At 67.2% G+C, this 22,520-nt stretch carries 13 protein-coding genes; 5 read left to right on the top strand and 8 right to left on the bottom strand.

The window, feature by feature from the left end; translation table 11 throughout:
* Window positions 1-159: 159 nt before the first annotated feature.
* The 3 genes from THIX_RS02540 to THIX_RS02530 all read right to left on the bottom strand — a co-directional run bounded on the left by THIX_RS02540 (window position 160) and on the right by THIX_RS02530 (window position 5,749).
* Window positions 160-4,140: a DUF3683 domain-containing protein gene (locus THIX_RS02540; protein WP_112484709.1), complete on the bottom strand. Its 3,981-nt coding sequence runs from the start codon at window positions 4,138-4,140 to the stop codon at window positions 160-162.
* Window positions 4,141-4,247: 107 nt separating this feature from the next.
* Window positions 4,248-4,766, bottom strand: coding sequence for a copper chaperone PCu(A)C (locus tag THIX_RS02535; protein ID WP_112484708.1), 519 nt, complete (start codon window positions 4,764-4,766; stop codon window positions 4,248-4,250).
* A 215-nt stretch (window positions 4,767-4,981) separates the two neighbouring features.
* Window positions 4,982-5,749, bottom strand: coding sequence for a class I SAM-dependent methyltransferase (locus THIX_RS02530; protein ID WP_112484707.1), 768 nt, complete (start codon window positions 5,747-5,749; stop codon window positions 4,982-4,984).
* A 202-nt stretch (window positions 5,750-5,951) separates the two neighbouring features.
* Here THIX_RS02530 and THIX_RS02525 point away from each other — a divergent pair, with 202 nt between their 5' ends.
* Entirely contained in the window at window positions 5,952-6,851 is a 900-nt protein-coding gene (locus tag THIX_RS02525; protein WP_112484706.1) for a helix-turn-helix domain-containing protein, read from the top strand.
* A 49-nt stretch (window positions 6,852-6,900) separates the two neighbouring features.
* Complete coding sequence (locus THIX_RS02520) at window positions 6,901-8,052, top strand: homocysteine S-methyltransferase family protein (RefSeq protein ID WP_112484705.1); 1,152 nt, start codon at window positions 6,901-6,903, stop codon at window positions 8,050-8,052.
* Window positions 8,053-8,129: 77 nt separating this feature from the next.
* Here THIX_RS02520 and THIX_RS02515 read toward each other — a convergent pair whose 3' ends face one another.
* Both THIX_RS02515 and THIX_RS02510 read right to left on the bottom strand, forming a co-directional pair.
* Window positions 8,130-9,596 (bottom strand): sensor domain-containing diguanylate cyclase, encoded by a 1,467-nt coding sequence (locus THIX_RS02515; RefSeq protein WP_233224358.1) that lies wholly within the window; start codon window positions 9,594-9,596, stop codon window positions 8,130-8,132.
* 58 nt (window positions 9,597-9,654) lie between these two features.
* The gene (locus tag THIX_RS02510) at window positions 9,655-10,251 is read right to left on the bottom strand and encodes a cyclic nucleotide-binding domain-containing protein (RefSeq protein WP_112484703.1); all 597 of its coding nucleotides are present in this window, start codon (window positions 10,249-10,251) and stop codon (window positions 9,655-9,657) included.
* 90 nt (window positions 10,252-10,341) lie between these two features.
* On the opposite strand from THIX_RS02510, the gene metH reads away from it, so the two are divergent.
* Complete coding sequence (gene metH, locus THIX_RS02505) at window positions 10,342-13,089, top strand: methionine synthase (RefSeq protein WP_112484702.1); 2,748 nt, start codon at window positions 10,342-10,344, stop codon at window positions 13,087-13,089.
* A gap of 155 nt (window positions 13,090-13,244) precedes the next feature.
* On the opposite strand, the gene THIX_RS02500 is transcribed toward metH, so the two are convergent.
* The 3 genes from THIX_RS02500 to THIX_RS02490 all read right to left on the bottom strand — a co-directional run bounded on the left by THIX_RS02500 (window position 13,245) and on the right by THIX_RS02490 (window position 19,126).
* A complete protein-coding gene (locus THIX_RS02500) occupies window positions 13,245-16,373 on the bottom strand; it encodes an efflux RND transporter permease subunit (RefSeq protein WP_112484701.1) in 3,129 nt (1,042 codons plus the stop codon).
* A 74-nt stretch (window positions 16,374-16,447) separates the two neighbouring features.
* The gene (locus THIX_RS02495; RefSeq protein WP_112484700.1) at window positions 16,448-17,590 is read right to left on the bottom strand and encodes an efflux RND transporter periplasmic adaptor subunit; all 1,143 of its coding nucleotides are present in this window, start codon (window positions 17,588-17,590) and stop codon (window positions 16,448-16,450) included.
* 48 nt (window positions 17,591-17,638) lie between these two features.
* Window positions 17,639-19,126 (bottom strand): efflux transporter outer membrane subunit, encoded by a 1,488-nt coding sequence (locus tag THIX_RS02490; protein ID WP_112484699.1) that lies wholly within the window; start codon window positions 19,124-19,126, stop codon window positions 17,639-17,641.
* Window positions 19,127-19,368: 242 nt separating this feature from the next.
* Here THIX_RS02490 and THIX_RS02485 point away from each other — a divergent pair, with 242 nt between their 5' ends.
* Both THIX_RS02485 and leuA read left to right on the top strand, forming a co-directional pair.
* Window positions 19,369-20,229, top strand: a complete 861-nt coding sequence (locus THIX_RS02485) for a helix-turn-helix transcriptional regulator (protein WP_112484698.1) — start codon at window positions 19,369-19,371, stop codon at window positions 20,227-20,229.
* A gap of 556 nt (window positions 20,230-20,785) precedes the next feature.
* Window positions 20,786-22,498, top strand: coding sequence for a 2-isopropylmalate synthase (leuA, locus tag THIX_RS02480; protein WP_112488090.1), 1,713 nt, complete (start codon window positions 20,786-20,788; stop codon window positions 22,496-22,498).
* The last annotated feature ends 22 nt before the right edge of the window (window positions 22,499-22,520 follow it).

Raw genomic sequence — 22,520 nt, 5'->3', positions numbered from 1 at the left:
GCTGCTTCGTCTGTGATTTTGAAAGCCGCCTTCGGGCGGCTTTTTTTCGCCCCTGCGATCCAAAACAGAAAGAGGGCTTTGCCTGTTCTGGCTTGACGCCGCCGGGATTGGCTGCGAGATCGCACGGCCCTCGCGCAGAGGACCCCATCGGACGCGCCGCTACACCAGCACCCGCTCGATGCCCCCCGCATTGGCCGCTTGCACATACTTCGGCATCCAGTCTTCGCCGAGGATGTGGCGGGCCATCTCGATCACGATGTAGTCCGCCTCCAGCAGGCCGCTTTGCAGGTCGTCGCGGTAGCGCGACAGGCCTTGCAGGCAGCTCGGGCAGGAGGTGAGGATCTTGATGTCGCCGCTATGGCCCTGCGCCCGCAGCGCGGCCTCGTCGGCGCGCAGTTCCTCTTCCTTGCGAAAGCGCACCTGGGTGGAGATGTCGGGGCGGCTCACCCCCAGGGTGCCGCTCTCGCCGCAGCAGCGCTCGCTCTTGCGCACGCCGTCGCCCAGCAGGGCTTTCACCGTTTTCATCGGCTCCTGCTGTTTCATCGGGCTGTGGCAGGGGTCGTGGTAGAGGTAGGCGGTGCCGCTGGCGGGCAGCGTCACGCCCTTTTCGAGCAGGAATTCGTGGATGTCGACGATGCGGCAGCCGGGAAAAATCTTGTCGAAGTCATAGCCCTGCAACTGGTCGAAGCAGGTGCCGCAGCTCACCACCACGGTCTTGATGTCGAGGTAGTTCAGCGTGTTGGCCACGCGGTGGAACAGCACGCGGTTGTCGGTGATGATCTTCTCGGCGCGGTCGAACTGACCCGCGCCGCGCTGCGGGTAGCCGCAGCACAGATAGCCCGGCGGCAGCACGGTCTGCACCCCCACCTGCCACAGCATGGCCTGGGTGGCCAGGCCCACCTGTGAAAAAAGGCGCTCGGAGCCGCAGCCGGGGAAATAGAACACCGCTTCGCTGTCCACCGTGGTGGTGGCCGGGTTGCGGATGATGGGGACGAAGTCCTTGTCCTCGATGTCGAGCAGGGCGCGCGCGGTTTTCTTCGGCAGCCCGCCCGGCATGGGTTTGTTGATGAAGTGAATGACCTGCTCGCGCAGCGGCGATTTGCCGGTGGTGGCGGGCGGCGCGGCGGTCTGCCTTTTCGCCGGGCCGCGCAGCAATTTCACCGCCGCGTTCTGCGCCTTGAAGCCCCATTGCATCAAGCCGGTTCGCACCGTCTTGATGGTGCGCGGGTCGGTGGCGTTGAGGAAGAACATGGCGGCGCTGCCGCCGGGGTTGAAGCTCTTCTTGCCCATCTTGCGCAGCAGGTTGCGCATGTTCATCGACACGTCGCCGAAGTCGATGTCCACGGGGCAAGGTGTGAGGCATTTGTGGCAGACGGTGCAGTGGTCGGCCACGTCCTCGAACTCTTCCCAGTGGTGGATGCTGATGCCGCGCCGGGTTTGCTCCTCGTACAAAAACGCTTCCACCAGCAGCGAGGTGGCGAGGATTTTGTTGCGTGGCGAATAGAGCAGGTTGGCGCGCGGCACATGGGTGGCGCACACCGGCTTGCACTTGCCGCAGCGCAGGCAGTCTTTGATCGAGTCGGAAATCGCGCCGATGTCGCTTTGCTGCATGATCAGCGACTCGTGCCCCATGAGCCCGAAGCTCGGCGTGTAGGCGTTGGTCAGGTCGGCGGGCAGCTTGGGATCGTGCAGCAGCTTGCCCTTGTTGAAGCGGCCTTCGGGATCGACGCGCAGCTTGTAGTCGCGGAACGGGCCGATCTCGGCCTCGGTCAAGAACTCCAGCTTGGTGATGCCGATGCCATGCTCGCCGGAAATCACGCCGTCCAGATTGCGCGCCAGCGCCATGATGCGCGCCACCGCAGCTTGCGCGGCTTGCAGCATGGCGTAATCGTCCGAGTTCACCGGGATGTTGGTGTGCACGTTGCCGTCGCCGGCGTGCATGTGCAGCGCCACCCAGACGCGGCCCTTGAGCACGCGCTTGTGGATGGCGTCGAGTTCGCGGCGCAGCGGCTCGAAGGCGCCGCCGGCGAACAGCGCGTGCAGCGGCCGGCGGATGTCCGCCTTCCACGACACCCGCAGGCTGTGGTCCTGCAGCAGATGAAAGAGCTGCGCCCGCGGCTGGCGGTGCAGCATCTGCATCGCCGCGGTTTCGGCCGGGGCCAGCCCGAGCGCGGCGAAGTGCGACAGGGCCTGCGACAGCGGCGCATCCAGCGCCTGCAGCAGGAAGCTCCAGCGGGCGTGCACGCCGCCGAGCAGCTCCAGCGCCTGTTCGCGCGCGGCCTCCAGCTCGTCGGCCGCGACCGGGGCCTCGCCCTCGCCCAGCTCCTCGTTCTTCGCCAGCGGCAGGCGTCCGCGCAGGAAGCGGTCCAGCTCGGCGGCGAGCTGCAGCTTGTTCGTCAGCGAGAGTTCGATATTGATGCGCTCGATGCCGTCGACATACTCGCCCATGCGCGGCAGCGGAATCACCACGTCTTCATTGATCTTGAAGGCGTTGGTGTGGCGGGCGATGGCCGCGGTGCGCTTGCGGTCGAGCCAGAATTTCTTGCGCGCCTCGGCACTGACGGCGACGAAGCCTTCGCCGACGCGGGCATTGGCCATGCGCACCACCTCGGCCGCGGCGCGGGCCACGGCGGCGGCGTCCTCACCCACGATGTCGCCGAACAGCACCATTTTCGGGAAGGCGCCGCGCTTGCTCTTGGGCGCATAGCCCACGGCTCTCAGATAGCGCTCGTCCAGATGTTCCAAGCCGGCGAGGATGGCGCCGCCGGGGCGGTTCTCCAGGAAGTTCTTGATCTCGACGATGCTGGGAATGGCCTCGCGCGCCTGGCCGAAGAACTCCAGGCAGAAGGTGCGCACTTGCGGCGGCATGCGGTGCAGCACCCAGCGCGCGCTGGTGATGAGCCCGTCGCAGCCTTCCTTCTGGATGCCGGGCAGGCCGGCGAGGAATTTGTCGGTCACGTCCTTGCCGAGGCCGGCCTTGCGAAAGCGCGCGCCTTCGATTTCCAGCACTTCGCTGCTCAGCAGCGTGCGCATGTCGGCGGCGAAGGTCTCGACCTGGAAGCGCGCCAGTTCGACGTCGTGAATCTTGCCCATGTTGTGGTCCAGGCGCGTGACCTCGACCCAGCGGCCTTGCGGGTCCACCAGGCGCCACCAGGCGAGGTTGTCGATGGCGGTGCCCCACAGCACGGCCTTCTTGCCGCCGGCGTTCATGGCGATGTTGCCGCCAATGCAGGAGGCGTCGGCGGAGGTGGGGTCGACCGCGAACACCAGGCCGGCGCGGTCGGCGGCGTCGGTCACGCGCTGCGTCACCACCCCGGCGCCGCTGCGGATGGTGGCCACGGGCTCGGCCAGGCCGGGCAGTGCGATGTGCTCCACCGCGCCCAGGTCTTCCAGCTTCTCGGTGTTGATGACGGCGCTGTTCCACACCAGCGGCACCGCGCCGCCGGTGTAGCCGGTGCCGCCGCCGCGCGGCACGATGGTCAGGCCCAGCGAGACGCAGGCCTGCACCAGCGGCGCCATCTCGGCCTCGGTGTCGGGGCAGAGCACGACGAAGGGCACTTCGACGCGCCAGTCGGTGGCGTCGGTCATGTGCGAGACGCGCGCCAGGCCGTCGAAGCGGATGTTGTCGCGCCGGGTGTGGCGCGTGAGCTCGCGCAGCGCCCGCTTGCGCAGCGCCGCGACCGCGTCGAACCAGGCGGCGAACGCGCCCACGGTGGCGCGGGCGCGCTCCAGCAGTTGCAGCACCAGGGCGTCGCGCGCCTGAGCCTGTGGATCGCTCATTTCCGGTGCGCTGCGGCGCTTGTCGATTTCGCGCAGGCGGTGCCAAAGGGCGTCGACCAGGGCGCGGCGGCGCTTGGTCGAGTGCAGCAGATCGTCCTGCAGATAGGGGTTGCGCTGGATCACCCAGATGTCGCCCAGCACCTCGTACAGCATGCGCGCGCTGCGTCCGGTGCGGCGCTCCTGGCGCAATTGGTCGAGCCAGCCCCAGGCTTCGGCGCCAAGCAGGCGAATGACGATCTCGCGGTCGGAGAACGAGGTGTAGTTGTAAGGAATTTCGCGCAGGCGCGCAGGCTGGTCGGTCGCAGCAGCGACGGGCGTTTGCGCCTGGAGATTCAACAGCGGAGCTTGGGGGGCATTCATGGCGGCACCAAAACGGCCATTGTAGGAAACGGGTGTTTCCCCGCGTGGCTAGGGCCTGCTCGCGCTGTTTTGCCCCGGGCGGCCGCATCGGCTGCGGCGGCCAGGCCTCAAGGTTTGTGGGACATGCCCTTCATGTCCATGCCTTCCATGCCGCCGGGGCCGGTGGCGTCGGCCTTGCGCACCTCGAAGTCCACGCTCAGGGCCATGCCGCCGGAGAACTTCAGGGTGATGGGCACCTTGTCGCCAGGCTTCACGTCTTTCTTCGGCTGCATCAGCATGATGTGATAGCTGCCGGGCTTGAAGACCACGCTGCCGTGCGCGGGGATGAGCACCTGTTCGACGTGCAGCATTTCGCTCATGCCGCCCTTGCTCATGCTCTGGTGCAGCATGGCGTTGCCATAGTCGGGACTGTCGGCGCCGATCAGCTCCACCGGCTTGGCACTGGTGTTGTGCAAGGTGACGTAGCCACCCGCCGGCAGGCCCGCCGGCAACCAGCGAATCCACGCCCCGCTGGCCTGAACGGCTGGTGCGGCAACAGCTAAGGCCGGGAGCGCAACCAGGGCCAGAGCGGCGGCGCATGCTGTGAGCAGGCCACGGCGGGTATTGCGGTGAGAGTTCAAACGCATGGCAACGCTCCTTCGGGAACAAGGCAAAAAAGGGGGGGTGATGACACGTTGGATGCCGCCATGGTGGTCTGGGGCGGCACAGAGACTCCTGCATCTTAGCCCGCCAACCTGGCCAGAATGGCGATAGGGCGGCCGCGCCAGGAGCCGCCCATTCCGCCGCCCATTCTGCCGCCCATCCGCCGCCCAATCAGGCCGCCGAAGTTGGACCGCCGAACTCAGGCCGACGCACCGGCCCGGCTCCGCATCCACGCCACATCGAGCAGGAAGGAGCCGTCGGGCTGGACCTGAAAATGCCTGCGCGCCTCCGCCGCGGCCTGGGCCAGCACGTCGCGAATGGCTTGCACCCGCAGCGTGGGGGTGCGCATGCGCGCCACCCAGGTGTCGAACACCATGGGCAGCGTCCAGCGGTCGGTCTCGGGCGCGGCGAACCCGGCCGCTTGCAGCATGGCGCGCCATTCGGAGACGCGGTAGTCGCGGACATGCGAGGCGTCACGCAGGATTTCCACGGCCTGCAGCAGGGTGTCGAGCAGGGGCGATTCGGGCGCGACGACATCGACCACGACCAGCGTGCCGTCGGGCCGCAGCACACGGCGTGCCTCGCGCAGTGCGCCGGGCAGGTCCAGCCAGTGGTGGGCGGAGAAGCGGGTGACGATCAGGTCGAACGCGGCGGCGCCGAAGGGCAGGCGCTCGGCCGGGCCTTGGCGGGTTTGCAGCCCGGGCAGGCCGCGGCGCTGCGCCTCCTGCGCCACAACCTCGAGCATCGGCGCGGACAGGTCGTAAGCCGTCACCTGCATGCCGGCTTCGGCCAGGGCAAAGCCGGCATGCCCGGCGCCGCAACCCAGATCGAGCGCGAGTGCCCCAGGCTGGGTGCGCCCGAGTTCGCGCAGGCGCTGCAGGTCCGCGCCCTGGGCATGCACGGCGCTGGTGAGATAGGCCTGGGCGGTGGCGCCGAATTGTTCGGCGGCGAGTTGGTGTTGGTCCATGGCGAGTGTGTGGAGGAGTGACGTGGTGAGGTGAAGATCAGCGCGATCGAGGCATGCGGCGAGCGCCCATCATGGGAAATCGGCAAGCGTGCCACGGCCGGCAACATAGGCGAGCTTTCATCCTGGTACAAGATCATCGTTTATCCTGGTATGCCATACGCTATCCTGACGAGCCGAACGCCAGCCCCTTTCCGCATCCATCATGGTCGAACCCAGCGCAACCCCCGCAGAACTCGCGCCCGCCGCCACGCCCGAGCAGCAACGCCAGCACCTGGGCGATTTCATTCGCCTGCACCGTCAGCGCCTGCAGCCGCAGGCCGCCGGCGTGGCGGCTTCGGCGCGGCGCCGCACGCCCGGTTTGCGGCGCGAGGAACTGGCGCAACTTTGCGCGGTGAGCACGACCTGGATCACCTGGCTGGAGCAGGGGCGCGCCGTGGCCGCCTCCGCGGCGGTGCTGGCGCGGCTGGCGCTGGCGCTGCAGTTGTCTGCCGCCGAGCGCGCCTATGTGTTCGACCTTGCCGGGCGGCGCGACCCGGCCGAGCCGCTGCAGGCAAGCCGGGCCGCCCCCGCCGTGCTGCGCAGCGTGCAGGCGTTGCAATGCCCGGCCTATGTGCTCGACCGTCGCTGGGACGTGGTGGCGGCGAACGCGCTGGCCCGTGACTTGTTTCTCGACTGGGGTGGCGCGGGCGCTGAGGCAGGGTTGGCGCCCACGCCACCCGCAGCCAAGCGCGCCGGGGCGCGCGGAGCCAGGGCCGAACTGCCCGCGTTGCCACCCAATCTGCTGCAGTTCCTGTTTCTGTTTCCACCGGCACGCGAGCTGATTCACGACTGGGAGGCGCGCGCGCAGCGCCTGGTGGCCGAGTTTCGCGCCGACTGCGCGCGCCATGCGGACAGCCCGCCGCTGGCGGAGCTGATCGCAGCGCTGGCGGCCGCCAGCCCCGACTTCGAGCGCTGCTGGCGAAGCCAGGACGTGCTGGCGCGCGAGGGCGGCGAGCGCCGCTTCCAACACCCACGGCTCGGCGCGCGGGTCTACGAGCAACTGACCTTGCGCCCTGCCGTGCGCAGCGACCTCAAACTGGTGATGCTGTTGCCGCAGGCGTGATGGCCGACCGCGTGCCGCGCGCCAGGCCGCCGGCTCCTAAAATCGCCGCATGACAAACGCCGCCACCGCCCTTCCCAGCGTCTCCACGCCCACCTACACCCGTGCCCGGCAACTGCCCGAGCTGCTGCGCCAGCGCATCCTCATTCTCGACGGCGCGATGGGCACCATGATCCAGCGCTTGAAGCTGAACGAGGCGCAATACCGTGGCGAACCGATTGGAGCGCCCCCAGGCGCGCCGCGCCGCGCCGCGCCGACCCCCGGGGGGGCGAAGGACGCTTGGGAGCGGCCCGGCGCGTCCTTCAAGGATTTCGCCCGCGACGTGAAGGGCAACAACGAGCTGCTCAACCTGACGCAGCCGCAGATCATCCGCGACATCCACGACGGCTATTTCGCCGCCGGCGCCGACATCGTCGAGACCAACACCTTCGGCGCCACCACCATCGCCCAGGACGATTACGCCATGGCCGGACTGGCCGACGAGATGAACCGCGCCGCCGCGCGCATCGCCCGTGCCAGCGCTGACGCGCACAGCACGCCGGCCAAGCCGCGCTTCGTCGCCGGCGCTTTCGGCCCCACGCCCAAGACTGCCAGCATCAGCCCCGACGTGAACGACCCCGGTGCGCGCAACATCACCTTCGAGCAATTGCGCGCGGCCTACTACGAGCAAGCGAAGGCGCTGGGCGAGGAAGGGGTGGACCTGTTCCTGGTGGAAACCATTTTCGACACCTTGAATGCCAAGGCGGCGCTGTTCGCCATCGACGAGTGGTTCGAGGCCAGCGGCGAACGCCTGCCGCTGGTCATCAGCGGCACCGTGACCGACGCCTCCGGGCGCATCCTGTCCGGCCAGACCGTGCCCGCGTTCTGGGCCAGCGTGCGCCACGCCCAGCCCCTGGCCGTGGGGCTGAACTGCGCCCTGGGCGCCGCGCTGATGCGGCCGTATCTGCAGGAACTGGTGAAAGCTGCCGGGGACACTTTCATTTCCTGCTACCCCAACGCCGGCCTGCCCAACCCGATGAGCGACACCGGCTTCGACGAAACGCCGGACGTGACCTCGCGGCTGCTGCACGAGTTCGCCGCCGAAGGCTTGGTCAACATCGTCGGCGGCTGCTGCGGCACCACGCCCGAGCACATCGCTGCCATCGGCCGCGCGGTCGATCACCAAAAGCCACGGCTGCTGGCTGGGCGCGGCCCGTTCTACTAGCGGGCGGCGTAAGCCGGGCGAATCTGGCGCGGCAGCAGGGCTGAGCCCGTCAGCCGGGCCGCCGGAAGTCGCCGGCCCTAAGACACGCCGAGTTCGATGCGGTTGCGCCCCGCGCGCTTGGCCCGGTAGAGGGCCTTGTCGCTGCGTGACAGCGAAGCGGCGATGTCGGCATCGTCCGCCAGCATGGTGGCGATGCCGATGCTCACGGTCAGGGCGATGCGGATGCCGCCATCGACCCAGGGGGTATCAAGGGTTCGCTTTTGCACGCGGCTGGCGAAGAGCAGGGCTTCCGCCGGGCACGCCCCGGGAAGCACCACGGCGAACTCCTCGCCGCCGACACGACCCACGCCATCGTCCTTGCGCAGCTGACTGCGCAGAATGGCGGCGAAGTGCTGCAAGACCAGATCGCCCCTGGCATGCCCGTAGCCATCGTTGATGCGCTTGAAATGGTCGAGGTCGCACATCAGGACCGTCGCCCTGGCCTGGGGCGAGCGGCGCAGGCGGGCCAGCTCCTGCTCCATGCGCGCCATGAAACTGCGTTGGTTGGGCAGTTGCGTCAGGTCATCGACCGAGGCGAGCAGGCGCAACTGCCGCTCGGCCTCCTTGCGCTCGGTGATGTCGGTGACGAAGCCGTGCCAGACGGTGCTGCCGTCCTGCAGGCGGCTGGGGCGCGCATCCGCCAGGCGCCAGCGCACGCCCTGCGTGGGCAGTCGCACGCGGTACTCGCAATGCCAGGGCGTCAGCCGCTCGGCCGACTCGGCGAGCGAGGCGCGGTAGCCCGCCCGATCACTCGGATGGATGGCGCGCTCGATGAGCGACGGGTCCTGGGTCACCTGCTCGGGGGTGAGTTCGTAGAGTTCGCGGATGCCGGCGCTGGCATACGTCACCGCCGCCAGCCCCTGGGGCGACAGGCGGTACTGGTACACCAGGCCCGGCACCTGGTTGGTCAGGTGCGTGATGAGATCGACATGCTGCTGCAGTTGCTCCGAGAGCACGCGCAGGGCCGAAAGGTCGGTGGTGGTGCCCACCATGCGCAGGGCCTTGCCCTGGGCATCGCGACGCACGACCTTGCCGCGGCTGGCAATCCATTTGTAGCTGCCGTCCTTGCAGCGGATGCGGTGCTCCACGGTGTAGTCGGGCGTGCGCTGCTCGAAATGCGCCTGCATGGCGGCGCGGACCTTGGGCAGGTCGTCGGGATGGATGCGCCCATAGCTGTCCTCGATCTGCGTCGGCAGCTCGCCGGCGCCATAGCCCAGAATGGCCGTCCAGCCCGGGGAGTAGCGAATGGTTCCAGCCTGGACGTCACGATCCCAAACGCCGGTGCCGCTGCCGCCGATGGCCAGGTCCAGGATGTCGAGGTGTTCGTTGCGCTCCTGTTCGACCCGGGCGACATAGTCGGCGATGCGCGCCCGCTCCGCCGCAAGCGCCGCGAGCGTGGCCGGGTCGCGCTGCTGCAGGGCTTCGAGCAAGCAGGCCATGATCTCGGCCAGGGGCGCACCCCGGTCCATGCAGGCGAAAACATCGGCGTGGGTGAGGTGCTGCATGGGTGGCATCGAGGCGGTCTGGGACGGTGGCGGTCGCACTGGCGATGCTTGCCGCCGCCTACTGCCGGCGCGCCTTGTTGCGCTTGAGCCCGCCGGCGAGGGTGGAGGCGTCGAGCGTGGGATGCATGGCCGCCGTCACTTGCGACAGCGTGGACAGCTTGCTGGACGTGGAGCGCAGGCGCTCGGCCAGGCGCGAGGCGATGCCCAGGGCCAGTTTCGCGGCCACCGGCGGAAATTCGCTGACCAGACGCTCCAGCGCCTCGCGCGTGAGCAGCGCCAGCACCACGTCGGTGTAGGCCACGCAACTGGCGGAGCGCGGCGCGTCGTTCAGAATGCCCATCTCGCCCAACAGCGCGCCAGGCTGGGCGATGGACACGACCAGGCTGTCGGCCTGCTGGTTGGCGCTTTTCTCCACGCTGACCTCACCGTCCAGCAGCAGCATCATGCCGTCGGCGTGGGTGGGGTCGTCCTGGCGGATGAAGACGATGCCGGCCGGCACGAACTGAATGTCCATATACCCGGCGAGGATGCGCGCTTCGGTCTTGCCCAGGCGCAGCCAGGCCGGCATGCGCAGCAGCACGTCGACGATGCGCGGCGTCCAGTCGCGCAGGGTGGGCGAGGCGCGTGACGCGGGTGGGCGGCGAAACAAGGGCATGGAGCGTTGCCTAGAATCTTCTGATTTTGGGAATCGTTTTACATTCTCGCACCGCGTCAAGCAGCGCGGGTTTCCCCAGACACCAGATCCATGACCGCGCCCGCAGACACCACCCCCCCCGACACCACCACACCTCCACCGCTGATGCTGTCGGGCCTGGAGCCGCTGGTCGTTGGGCCGGGTTCGCTGTTCGTCAACATCGGTGAGCGCACCAACGTCACCGGCTCGAAGGCTTTCGCCCGCATGATTCTGGCCGGCGAGTTCGACCAGGCGCTGGCCGTGGCGCGGCAGCAGGTGGAGAACGGCGCACAGGTGGTGGACGTGAACATGGACGAGGCCATGCTCGACAGCCAGGCGGCGATGGTGCGCTTCCTCAACCTGATGGCCTCCGAGCCCGACATCGCCCGCGTGCCGCTGATGATCGACAGCTCGAAGTGGAGCGTGATCGAGGCCGGCTTGCGCGGCGTGCAGGGCAAGGCCATCGTCAACTCCATCTCCATGAAGGAAGGCGAGGCCGAGTTCCGCCGCCAGGCGCGGCTGGTGCGGCGCTACGGCGCCGCCGCCGTGGTCATGGCCTTCGACGAGAAGGGCCAGGCCGACACCTTCCGGCGCAAGATCGAGATCTGCCAGCGGGCTTACCGCATCCTGGTGGACGAGGTGGGTTTCCCGCCCGAGGACATCATCTTCGACCCCAACATCTTTGCCATCGCCACCGGCATCGAGGAACACAACCATTACGCGGTGGACTTCATCGAAGCCACGGCCTGGATCAAGAAGAATCTGCCTGGCGCCAAGGTCTCGGGCGGGGTGAGCAATGTGTCGTTCAGCTTCCGCGGCAACGACGGCGTGCGCGAGGCCATCCACACCGTGTTCCTGTATCACGCCATCAAGGCCGGCATGGACATGGGCATCGTCAACGCCGGGCAGATGGGCGTGTACGGCGACCTCGACCCCGAGTTGCGCGAACGCGTGGAGGACGTGGTGCTGGACCGCCGCCCCGACGCCGGCGAACGCCTGGTGGACATGGCCGAGTCGGTCAAGGGCAAGGTCAAGGACGAGAGCGAGAAAAACGCCTGGCGCGTGCATCCGGTGGAGCAGCGCCTGAGCCATGCGCTGGTGCATGGCATCACCGACTTCATCACCGAAGACACCGAGGAGCTGCGCGCCCGTTTCGCCGCCGAAGGCCGGCGCCCGCTGGCCGTGATCGAAGGCCCGCTGATGGACGGCATGAACATCGTCGGCGACCTGTTCGGCCAGGGCAAGATGTTCCTGCCGCAGGTGGTGAAGAGCGCGCGGGTGATGAAGCAGGCGGTGGCCCACCTGCTGCCCTACATCGAAGAGGAAAAACGCCTGATCGAGGCGGCTGGCGGCGATGTGAAGTCGCGCGGCAAGATCGTGATCGCCACGGTCAAGGGCGACGTGCACGACATCGGCAAGAACATCGTCACCGTCGTGCTCCAGTGCAACAACTTCGACGTGGTGAACATGGGCGTGATGGTGCCGTGCCAGGAGATTCTGGCGCGCGCCAAGGTGGAAGGGGCCGACGTCATCGGCCTCTCCGGCCTCATCACGCCCAGCCTGGAAGAGATGCAATACGTGGCCGCCGAGATGCAGCGCGACGACTATTTCCGCATGAAGAAGATTCCGCTGCTGATCGGCGGCGCCACCACCAGCCGGGTGCATACCGCGGTGAAGATCGCGCCGCATTACGAAGGCCCGGTGGTCTACGTGCCCGACGCCTCGCGCAGCGTGGGCATCACCCAAAGCCTGCTGTCGGAACAAGCCGAGAGTTTCGTCGCCGAGACGCTGGCCGATTACGGCCGCATCCGCACCCAGCATGCCGGCAAGAAGCAAACCCCGCTGGTGACGCTGGCGCAGGCGCGCGCCAACAAGCTCAGGCTGGACTGGTCGCAGGGCTTGCCGCCGGCGCCCAGGTTCATCGGCCGGCGGGTGTTTCGCAATGTCGATCTGCACGAGGTCGCGGCCTTCATCGACTGGGGGCCGTACTTCCAGACCTGGGATCTGGCCGGGCCCTACCCCGCCATCCTCAGCGACGAGATTGTTGGCGAGCAGGCGCGCAAGGTGTTCGCCGACGCCCAAGCCATGCTCAAGCGCATCGTCGACGGTCGTTGGCTGCAGGCCCACGCCGCCATCGGCCTCTACCCCGCCAACAGCGTGAACGAGGACGACATCGTGCTCTACGCCGACGCCAGCCGCACGACTGAACTGATGACCTGGCATGGCCTGCGCCAGCAGACCGAGCGTCCGGTGGTCGACGGCGTGCTGCGCCCGAACCTGGCGCTGGCCGATTTCATCGCGCCAAGGGGCGCGGGCGAGGACCACATCGGCCTCTTTGCCGTCACTTCCGGCCTGGGCGTGGAGAAGAAGGTGGAGGAATTCATGGCCGCGTTCGACGACTACAACGCCATCCTGCTCAAGGCCCTGGCCGACCGCCTGGCCGAGGCCATGGCGGAGTGGATGCACCTGCGCGTGCGCACCGATTTCTGGGGCTATGCGGCGGGCGAGCAACTCAGCAACGCCCAACTCATCGCCGAGCAATACCGCGGCATCCGCCCCGCCCCCGGCTACCCCGCCTGCCCGGAGCATTCGGTGAAGGAGGCCATGTTCCGCGTGCTCGCTGCCAACGACATCGGCATGAGCCTGACGGAAAGCTGGGCCATGCTGCCGGCCGCCAGCGTCAGCGGTTTCTACCTCGCCCACCCGCAGGCGCGCTACTTCCATGTCGGCCCGGTGAACGAGGACCAGGCCGCCGACTGGGAACGCCGCAGCGGGCGCAAGTTGCAGGCGGTGCAAAGGGCGGCCGACCGGCTGGTCTGAAGCGGCCCCGCGCCGCCTGCAGGGAGGGCGCTGGAAGGCCGCGCCATGCCCGCAGCGGTTTGGCACGCGCGCCTCAACCGCTGCGGCGGGAACGGTCGCTTGGTGAAATCGGCCGTCGCCCGGCCGCTGCCAGCCGGTTTTCCCAGTCCCTGCGCTTAGCTGCCTTGCGGGGTGGCGGGAGTACCAGAGGCGTTCGTTGCCAGGCCGGCCTCGGCGTCGCGCAATGCCTTGGCGCGGGCTTCGTGGCTGTGGTCGGCACCCAGCATCATGTACATCGCCGGCACCACGAACAGGGTGAACAGCGTGCCGATGGACAAGCCGGCGGCGATCACCAGGCCCATGTTGAAGCGGCTGACGGCGCCGGCGCCCGTGGCGGTGATGAGCGGAACGACGCCGAGGACCATGGCGGCGGTGGTCATCAGGATGGGACGCAGGCGCATGCCGGCGGCGTGCTCGATGGCCTCGCGCTTGGTTCGGCCTTCACGCTGCAGGTTGTTGGCGAATTCCACGATCAGAATGCCGTGCTTGGAAATCAAGCCGATGAGCGTGACCAGGCCGACCTCGGTGTAGATGTTGAGGGACGCACCACCAATGCCGAGGTTGATGAACAGCAACGCGCCGGAGATGGCCATGGGCACCGACACCAGGATGATGATGGGGTCGCGGAAGCTCTCGAACTGCGCCGCCAGCGCCAGGAAAATGATGACCAGGGCGAAACCGAAGGTCAGCACCAGGCCACCCGATTCCTGCTCGAACTGGCGCGAAGGGCCAGCATAGTCGAAGCTGTAGCCGGCCGGCAGGGTGCGCTGCGCCAGTTGCTTGAGGTCATTGAGCGCCTGGCCCTGCGCCACGAAGGGCATGGGCACGCCCTGGACGGTGGCCGAGTTGAGCTGCTGGAAGTGGTTGATGGTCTCGGGCTGCACCGTGGTTTTCAGGTGCACCACGGTGGACAGCGGCACCATCACCCCGCTGCTGGTGCGCGCGTAGTAATGCTTGAGCTGGTCGGGGTTGAGGCGGAAGCGCTGCTCGACTTGCGGGATGACCTTGTACGAGCGGCCGTCCAGCTCGAAGAAGTTGACATAGCCACCGCCCAGCATGGCCGAGAGCGCCGAGCCAATCTCCTGCATGGTCAGGCCGAGCTGCGCCGCCATATTGCGGTCGATCTCGATGCGCGTCTGGGGCAGGTCGATGCGCAGGTCGGACTGCAGGAAGATGAACTTCCCGCTCTTGAGCGCCTGCTGCAGAAACTGCTGCGACACGGCGTAGAGCTTGTTGAACGGCTCGGTGGTGGTGATGACGAACTGCACCGGCAGGCCGCGCGCCCCAGGCAGTGAAGGTGGCTGGAACACGGCGATCTGCGAGCCGGCGATGTGGTTGAGTTTTTGCTGCAGCGCCGGCTGCAGTTGGTTGGTGGTTTGCGACCGCTGATCCCAGGGCTTGAGCACCATGCCGGCAATCACCTGGCTGGGTGTGTTGAGCTGGAACACATGGTCGGTTTCCGGGTAGGTCTTGAACACGTCGTAGACCTGCCTGGAATACAGCTCGCGCTGCGCCAGGGTGGCCGTGGGGTTGTTGAACGAGATGGAGATGAGCACGCCCTGGTCTTCCTGCGGCGCCAATTCTGACTTGGACGTGCTGTAGAGGAAATAGATGGAGCCGAGGATGATGACGGCCATCACCGCCGTCACCGGCAGGAAGTTCAGCGAGCCGTGCAGAGTGCGCTCGTAGCGCTTGTGCAGGCGCTCGAAGCTGCGGTCGAGGAACAGCACCAGGCGGTCTTGCCAGCTGTGGCTTTGCGGGTCGGGCGCTTTCAGCAGGCGCGAGCACATCATCGGCGACAAGGTGAGGGCGATGATGGCCGACATGACCACCGTGCCCACCAGGGTGAAGGCGAACTCGGTGAACAGCGCGCCGGTGAGCCCGCCCATGAAGCCGATGGGGACGTACACCGCCACCAGCACGATGGTCATGGCGATGATGGGATTGGCCAGCTCCCGCGCCGCACGCACTGCGGCATCGAAGCGTGTCATGCCCTCCTCGAGGTGACGGCTGACGTTCTCCACCACGATGATGGCGTCGTCCACCACCAGTCCGATCGCCAGCACGATGGCCAAGAGCGTGAGCAGGTTGATGGAGTAGCCCAAGGCCAGCATCACCGTGAAGGTGCCGATGATGGACAGTGGAATGGCGATCAGCGGAATGATGACCGAGCGCAGCGAACCGAGGAAGATGAACACCACCGCGGTGACGATGAGAATGGCCTCGAACAGCGTTTTCACCACCTCATCGATCGACGAGGTGACGAACTTGGTCGAGTCGTAGACGATCGTGCCATGGAGCCCGGCGGGCAGTTGCGCCTGGATGTCGGGGAAGGCCTTGCGCACGCGGGCAACGACGTCGAGCAGATTCGCCCCTGGTGCGACCTGGATGCCGATATAGACCGAGGTCTTGCCGTCGAACGCGACCGAAGTGTCATAGTCGTCGGAGCCCAGCGTGACGTTGGCCACGTCGTCTAGCCGCACCACCTGGCCGTTCACGCTTTTCACCACCATATTCCGAAAGCCGGCGAGCGACTTCAGGTCGGTGTTGGCCGAGAGGTTGATCTGCACCATCTGGCCCTTGGCGTTGCCCGTTGCGGCCAGATAGTTGTTGGCCGACAGCGCCGTGTAGACGTCAGCCGCCGTCAGGCCGTAGGCCGCCAGCTTCTGCGGATTGAGCCAGGCGCGCAGGGCGAAATTCTTCGCCCCGAGCAGCTCGGCGGTCTGCACCCCGTCGATGGCCTGCAACTTCGGCTGCACCGTGCGCACCAGATAATCGGTGATCTGGTTCGGCTTGAGCACATCGCTGTAAAAACCGATGTACATGGCGTCGATGGTCTGGCCGATGCTCACGGTGAGCACCGGTTTTTGCGCCGCCGGCGGCAACTGGTTGAGCACCGAGTTCACCTTGGTGTTGATCTCGGTGAGGGCTTTGTCCGGGTCGTAGTTCAGGCGCAGGTTCGCGGTGATGGTGCTCACGCCTTGCACACTGCTCGACGTCATGTAGTCGATGCCGTTGGCCTGGGCGACGGCGTTTTCCAGCGGCGTGGTGATGAAGCTGGCCACCAGATTGGCGTCGGCGCCGGGGTAGGCGGTGGTGATGGTGACGACGGCGTTCTGCGTATAGGGATACTGCAGCACCGGCAGCAACCCGACCGAGCGCAGGCCCAGCACCAGAATCACCAGGCTGACCACGGTGGCCAGCACCGGGCGCTCGATGAAAATATCGGTGAATTTCTTGTTCATGTGCGATGCCGCGTGGTGTTCAGGTTGGACGTTCAGGCTCGATGCTCAGCTTCGACGGTCGGACGCTCAGACGTTCAGGAGTTCGGCACTTGCGGGTTCGCGCTGTTGGCCGGCTGCACACTGTTGTTCACCAGAATGGGCGAGCCGTTGCGCAGTTTGAGCTGGCCAGCCGTCACCACCGTCTCGCCGGCCTTCACCCCCTTGAGAACCGCCACCTGGTCGCCACGCGTCGGGCCGGTGGTGATGAAGCGCTGCTCGGCAATCAGCTTGGGTTTGCCGTCCGGCCCCTTGCCGTCATCCTTCACGATGAACACCGTGGCGCCGTAGGGGTTGTAGGCCACCGCGGCATTGGGCAGCGTGACGTACTGCTGCGGCTGGCCCTGGGTGATGTGCACCGTGGCGAACACGCCGGGCAGCAACTCGCCCTTGGGGTTGGGCACGCGGGCACGCACCGTGAGGTTGCGGGTGGTGGTGTTGACCTGGGGCTCGACCGCCGTGACCTTGGCCTCGAAGGTCTTGCCGGGCACGGCGCTGGTCTGGACCTCGGCATTCATGCCCACATGCACCAGATCGATCTGGTTCTGCGGCACGGTGAAATCGACTTCCATCGGGTCGAGCTTTTGCAGCGTGACCACGGCCGTGCCCGGCGCCAAATACTGGCCCAGATTGACTTGGCGAATGCCAAGCTGGCCGCTGAACGGGGCGGTGATGGTTTTCTGCGCAATCAGCGCCTGCTGCGCCGCGACCTGGGCTTGCGCACTTTTCAGCGTGGCGGCGTCGGTATCGACCACGGCCTGGCTGATGGCCTGCGCCTTGAGCTGGGCCGTATCACGCTTGAGGTTGAGCTCGGCCAGCGCCGCCTGCGCCTGCAGCTGAGCGAGTTGGGCTTTCAGCGGCGACGGGTTGAGCTCCACCAGCGCTTTGCCGGCGCGAACCTTCTCGCCCGAATCGAAATGAATCGCCGTCACCAGGCCGCCGACTTCGGCGCTCAGGCTGGCCTGTTGGCTGGCGCTCAGATTACCCAGCGCTTCCACCGTGGGCTGCCAGCTCGACTCCTGCGCCACCATGGTGGACACGGTCTGCGGCGGATTCGACATGCCCTTGATCGCCTTGCCGATCATGGTGGTCTTGAACTGCTGAAACCACACCAGGCCGCCTACCACCACGGCGGCGATGATGAGCATGATGATCATGCGTTTGGTGGTGCCTTTGGTCATCGATGACTCCGTTTTTGCTGTTTTGTGCAAGGGGTTGAAGACCCGACATCAGTGCCCCGTGGCTGGTTCGGCCGTGGTGACCACACCGCCGCCCATGGCCTGGTAGAGCGCCGCGCTGTCGGCCAGGCGCGCTGCCTGTGCGGCAATCAGACCGATGCGGGTCTGCTGCTCCTGCTGCTGCGCGGTAAGCAGTTGCAAATAGCTGGCCGCGCCGAGCTTGTATTGCTGCTCGACGAGCTTGAGCGATTCCTGCGCCGAGGCATCCGCCGCGGCCTGTGCTTGCAGGGTCTGGGCGTCGTTGTCGAGCTGGCGCAGGACATCGGCCACGTTGCGCAGCGCCTGCAGCACGGTCTGCTGGTAATTCGCACCGGCGGCCTGCAGGCTGGCTTCGGCAGCATTCGCGCCGGCCTTCAGCCCGGCGTTGAACAGCGGCTGCGCCAGCGAGCCGGCCAGACTCCAGATCATCGAGCCCGGCCCGAACAACGCGCCTGTGGTGAGCGCCTGCGTGCCCAGGCTGGCGCTGAGGTTGAGCTGCGGGTAGAGGTTGGACACCGCCACGCCATACTGCGCCGTGGCCGCGTGCAGCAGCGCGGTGGAGGCCTGGATGTCAGGGCGCTGCCGCACGAGCTCGGAGGGCACGACCAGCGGCAAGGTCGCGGGCAACTGGAAATCGGCCAGGGTGAAGCGCGGCACGTCGGCCGCACCCGGCGCCTGGCCGATCAGCACCGCCAACAGATGGTCGGCCTGCTCCAGTTTGTTGCGCAGCGGCGGCAAGGTGGCGCGGGTTTGCTCCACCTGGGTTTGCAGGGTGAGCACGTCGGCCTTGGCCGCGGCGCCCAGTTCGAAGCGTTTGCGGGCAATATCGAACTGGCTTTGCTGCGCCTTGAGGATGGCTTCGGTGGCCTCGATCTGCGCCGCCACCTGCGCTTGGCCAAAGGCGGTGGTGACCACGTTGCCAGCCAGGGACAAGCGCGCGCCGGCGAGCTGGTAGGCCTGGTAGTCGGTCTGCGCCGCCAGGGCCTCCAGGGCGCGGCGATTGCCGCCGAACAGGTCGAGGTTGTAACCCACGGCGATGCCGGCGTTGTAGAGGTTGTAGATGTTCTGGCCACCGCCCCGCTGGCCGAAGCTCGATGCATTGGCGGCATTGCGGCTGGCCGCGAGCTTGGCGTTGACCGTGGGGTACAGCGTGGAGCCGGCTTGCGCCGCGTAGGTTTGCTGCGCCTGGCGCAAGGTGGCTTCGGCCGCGGCCAGGGACGGACTGTTTTGCAGCGCCTGGGCCACCAGCGTGTTGAGCCGCGCCGCGCCGAAGCTGGTCCACCAGTCGGCCGCAACCGCTTGGGTCGCGACCAAGTTCTGCGCCCCGCCCATGGCGCCGGGCGCCGATGCGATGCCAGCCGGCAGTGCTTCGCGCGTGTAGCCACCCACCGCGGGGGCGGCCGGCGCCTTGAAATTCGGCCCGACCGTGGTGCAACCGGCCAGCAGCGCGGTGCCCAGGGCCATCCATAAGGCGCGCCGGGGCGCGGTCAATCGGTGCATAGCCATCTAGTCCTGTTTGCAGTGCGGCATGGTGACGACGAGCGAGCCGGCGGGGAATCGACACGGGAGGGGCCAGCGCGCCAACTTGCGCTGGTCGCGCGGTCAATGGACGCCGATTCTAGGGAAAGGCCCCCATTCCCGCCGCGGCCCAAACCAAGCGGTCGATCCATCTTAGACGCACAAATCCTGGCGCAGTCGCTTTACTATGCCAACTTATATCGCGAATCAGCCAAACCGGAACCATGGGACTTTCTTGTGACATCCAGCAGATCATCGACAGCGGTGGCGGCGCCGAACTCATTGCCGTCAATGTGCGCAATGAGGTGGCCTTCGATCCGACCCCCCATGTGCACGCACGCGGCACCCTGTTCCTGCTGACCGAGGGCTTGGTCGCGGTCGAAACCGCACGCGGGCGCTTCCTCGCGCCGCCGCGCGGCATCGGCTGGATGCCGCCGGGCGTACCGCACGCGGTGCAGTCCTACGGCCCCACGGCGGGTTTCGGCGCGTTCCTGGCCGCAGAGTTCTGCGGCGACCTGCCGGCCGAGCCCACCAACTTCCAGGCCAGCCCGCTGGCCGTGATGGTGATGCAGCGAGCCGTGGCCTGGTCGCCCGACAAGCCCTTGGGCCCGGCGCAGATGCGCCTGCTGCTGGTGCTGCTGGACGAAATCCGCCAGACTCCCACCGAGCCGCTGCAACTGCCCTGGCCGACGGATGCGCGCCTGCTCGCCATCGCCCGCGCCCTGCTGGCCGATGTCGCCAACCCGCGGCGTCTCGAGCAATGGGCGCACTGGGCCGACATCAGCCCGCGCAGCCTGAGCCGCAAATTCGTGCAGGAAACCGGCATGACCTTCGCGCAGTGGCGGCAATGGGCGCGCCTGACCCAGGCGCTGGAATGGCTGGCCACGGGCCAGGCCGTCAAGCATGTGGCGCTGTCGCTGGGGTATGACAGTGTCAGCGCCTTCATCAAGGTGTTTCGCCAGGCCCTGGGAACCACTCCGGCGGCGTATTTCCAGAACCGGGGCGCGCTGCGCGACGCCGGCGCCACTCCTGGTCAGGAAGGCGTGGCCAGCGCTGAGCCAGGCGGCGCCGTTCCCGTGGCTTGAGGCCAGCCGGGATCGTATGGGGGGATCGATCGGCACGCGTCGGGGCTGCTCTGGCGCGGAGCCGGCGGCGCGGCGTACGCTCTGGGCGTTCATTCCCCTTGCGTTTGACGCAAGGCAGCGTTTTTGCTACTGTTGCAGGGCTATGAAGCCTTGTTCATCCACCATGCGCATCTCCACCACATGCACCTCGGCCGCAGCCCTGATGGCCATGCAGCGTGCCCAGATGCTGCGCCTACTGCGTGTGGATGGCGCGCGGCGACTGCGCCCGGCGCGCCCCTGATCCGCCCCCGCACGGCTCTGCCGCCGTCCCGCCCGGGATCGAATCGCTGCACCACAGCGCAAGCCGCAGAAGCCGCCTGACCCAGAAGCTCCGCCCCATGTCGCCATTCGCCACGCTCGCCGCACGCATCACACCCAGCCGCCTCCTGCTACGACTACGCAGCGGCAGCCTGGCCCTGCGTGCGCGACAGTCAGGCTGCCATCACGTCGCTCCTTGAAGTTCAGCGTTTGCGCTGAACGCCTTCCGATTTCGATTGCCTTGCCGGAGACTGCCGCCATGTTGAAGCACCCGCAGACCAAATACCGCCCCATGCCGCCCGTGGGTTTGAAAGACCGCACCTGGCCCGACCAGGTCATCAGCCAGCCGCCCATCTGGATGAGCACCGATCTGCGCGACGGCAACCAGGCGCTGTTCGAGCCGATGGACGCGCAACGCAAGATGCGCATGTTCAAGCTGCTGTGCGGCATTGGCGTCAAGCAGATCGAGGTGGCGTTTCCCTCGGCCTCGCAGACCGATTTCGACTTCGTGCGCGAGCTCATCGAAGGCGGCCATGTTCCGCATGACGTGACCATCGAAGTGCTGACCCAGGCGCGCGAAGACCTCATCCGTCGCAGCTTCGAGTCGCTGCGTGGCGCCAAGCGGGCCATCGTGCATGTCTACAACGCCACGGCGCCGAATTTCCGCCGCATCGTGTTCAACGTGGACGAAGCCGGCTGCACCCAAATCGCGGTGAACGCCGCCACCCTCATCAAGCAGCTCGCCGCCGAGCGGCCCGAGACGAAATGGACCTTCCAGTACAGCCCCGAGGTGTTCAGCGGCACCGAGCTGCCCTTCGCGGCGTCGGTGTGCAATGCCGTCACCGAGGTCTGGCAGCCCACGCCCGAGAACAAGATCATTTTCAACCTGCCGGCCACGGTGGAGATGAGCACGCCCAATGTTTACGCCGACCAGATCGAGTGGATGCACCGCCACCTGAACCGGCGCGACAGCATCGTCCTGTCGGTGCATCCGCACAACGACCGCGGCTGCGCCGTGGCGGCGGCTGAGCTGGCGGTGATGGCCGGGGCCGACCGCATCGAGGGCTGCCTGTTCGGCAACGGCGAGCGCACCGGCAATGTGGACCTCGTCACGCTGGCGCTGAACCTGTATTCGCAGGGCATTCATCCGGGGCTGGATTTCTCCAACATCAACGCCGTCGCCCGCGCGGTGGAAGACTGCAACCAGTTGCCCATCCACCCGCGCCACCCGTATGTGGGCGACCTGGTGTTCACGGCGTTTTCCGGCTCCCACCAGGACGCCATCAAGAAAGGCCTCGCGGCGCAGAAAGCCACCGCCATGTGGGAAGTGCCCTACCTGCCGGTGGATCCGGCGGACCTCGGCCGTGCCTACGACTCGGTCATTCGCGTCAACAGCCAGTCGGGCAAGGGCGGCATCGCCTACCTGCTGGAGTCGGCTTACGGTCTGGTCATGCCGCGGCGCCTGCAGGTGGAATTCAGCGGCGTGGTGCAACAGCACACCGACGCGACAGGCCTGGAGGTCACGGCGCAGGAGCTGTGGGCCATGTTCGAGCAGACCTATGTGAAGGCCGAGGAACCGCTGCGCTATGTCACGCACCACCTCACCGAGCACGGCCAGCAGCAGGGCATTCGGATGGAGCTGGAGGTGGACGGCCGGCGCGTCTCGCTGCGCGGCGAGGGCAACGGCCCGATCGACGCCGCGGTGCAGGCTCTGCACTTGCCGCTGGTGGTGCAAAGCTATGAGGAACGCGCGCTGGGCCTGGGTTCGGGCGCGCGCGCCGTGGCCATGGTGGAAGTGGCGATGGAGGGCATGACGGCGTCGACCTTCGGCGTCGGCATCGACCCGAACATCGTCACGGCATCGATCCGCGCCATCATCTCCGGCGCCAACCGCCTGCTGGAGCGCGCCGACGCCGCCGAACGCGAGCCCCTGCTCAAGGGCCTGCAGGCCAAGCTCAAGGCCGTGGCCTGAATTGCCCGGGGGCGCCGCGCAC

Source organism: Thiomonas sp. X19, from assembly GCF_900089495.1.
GTDB lineage: Bacteria > Pseudomonadota > Gammaproteobacteria > Burkholderiales > Burkholderiaceae_C > Thiomonas_A.
The sequence above is the reverse complement of the archived record's forward strand: the minus strand, read 5'-3'. Positions and strand labels throughout refer to the sequence as shown.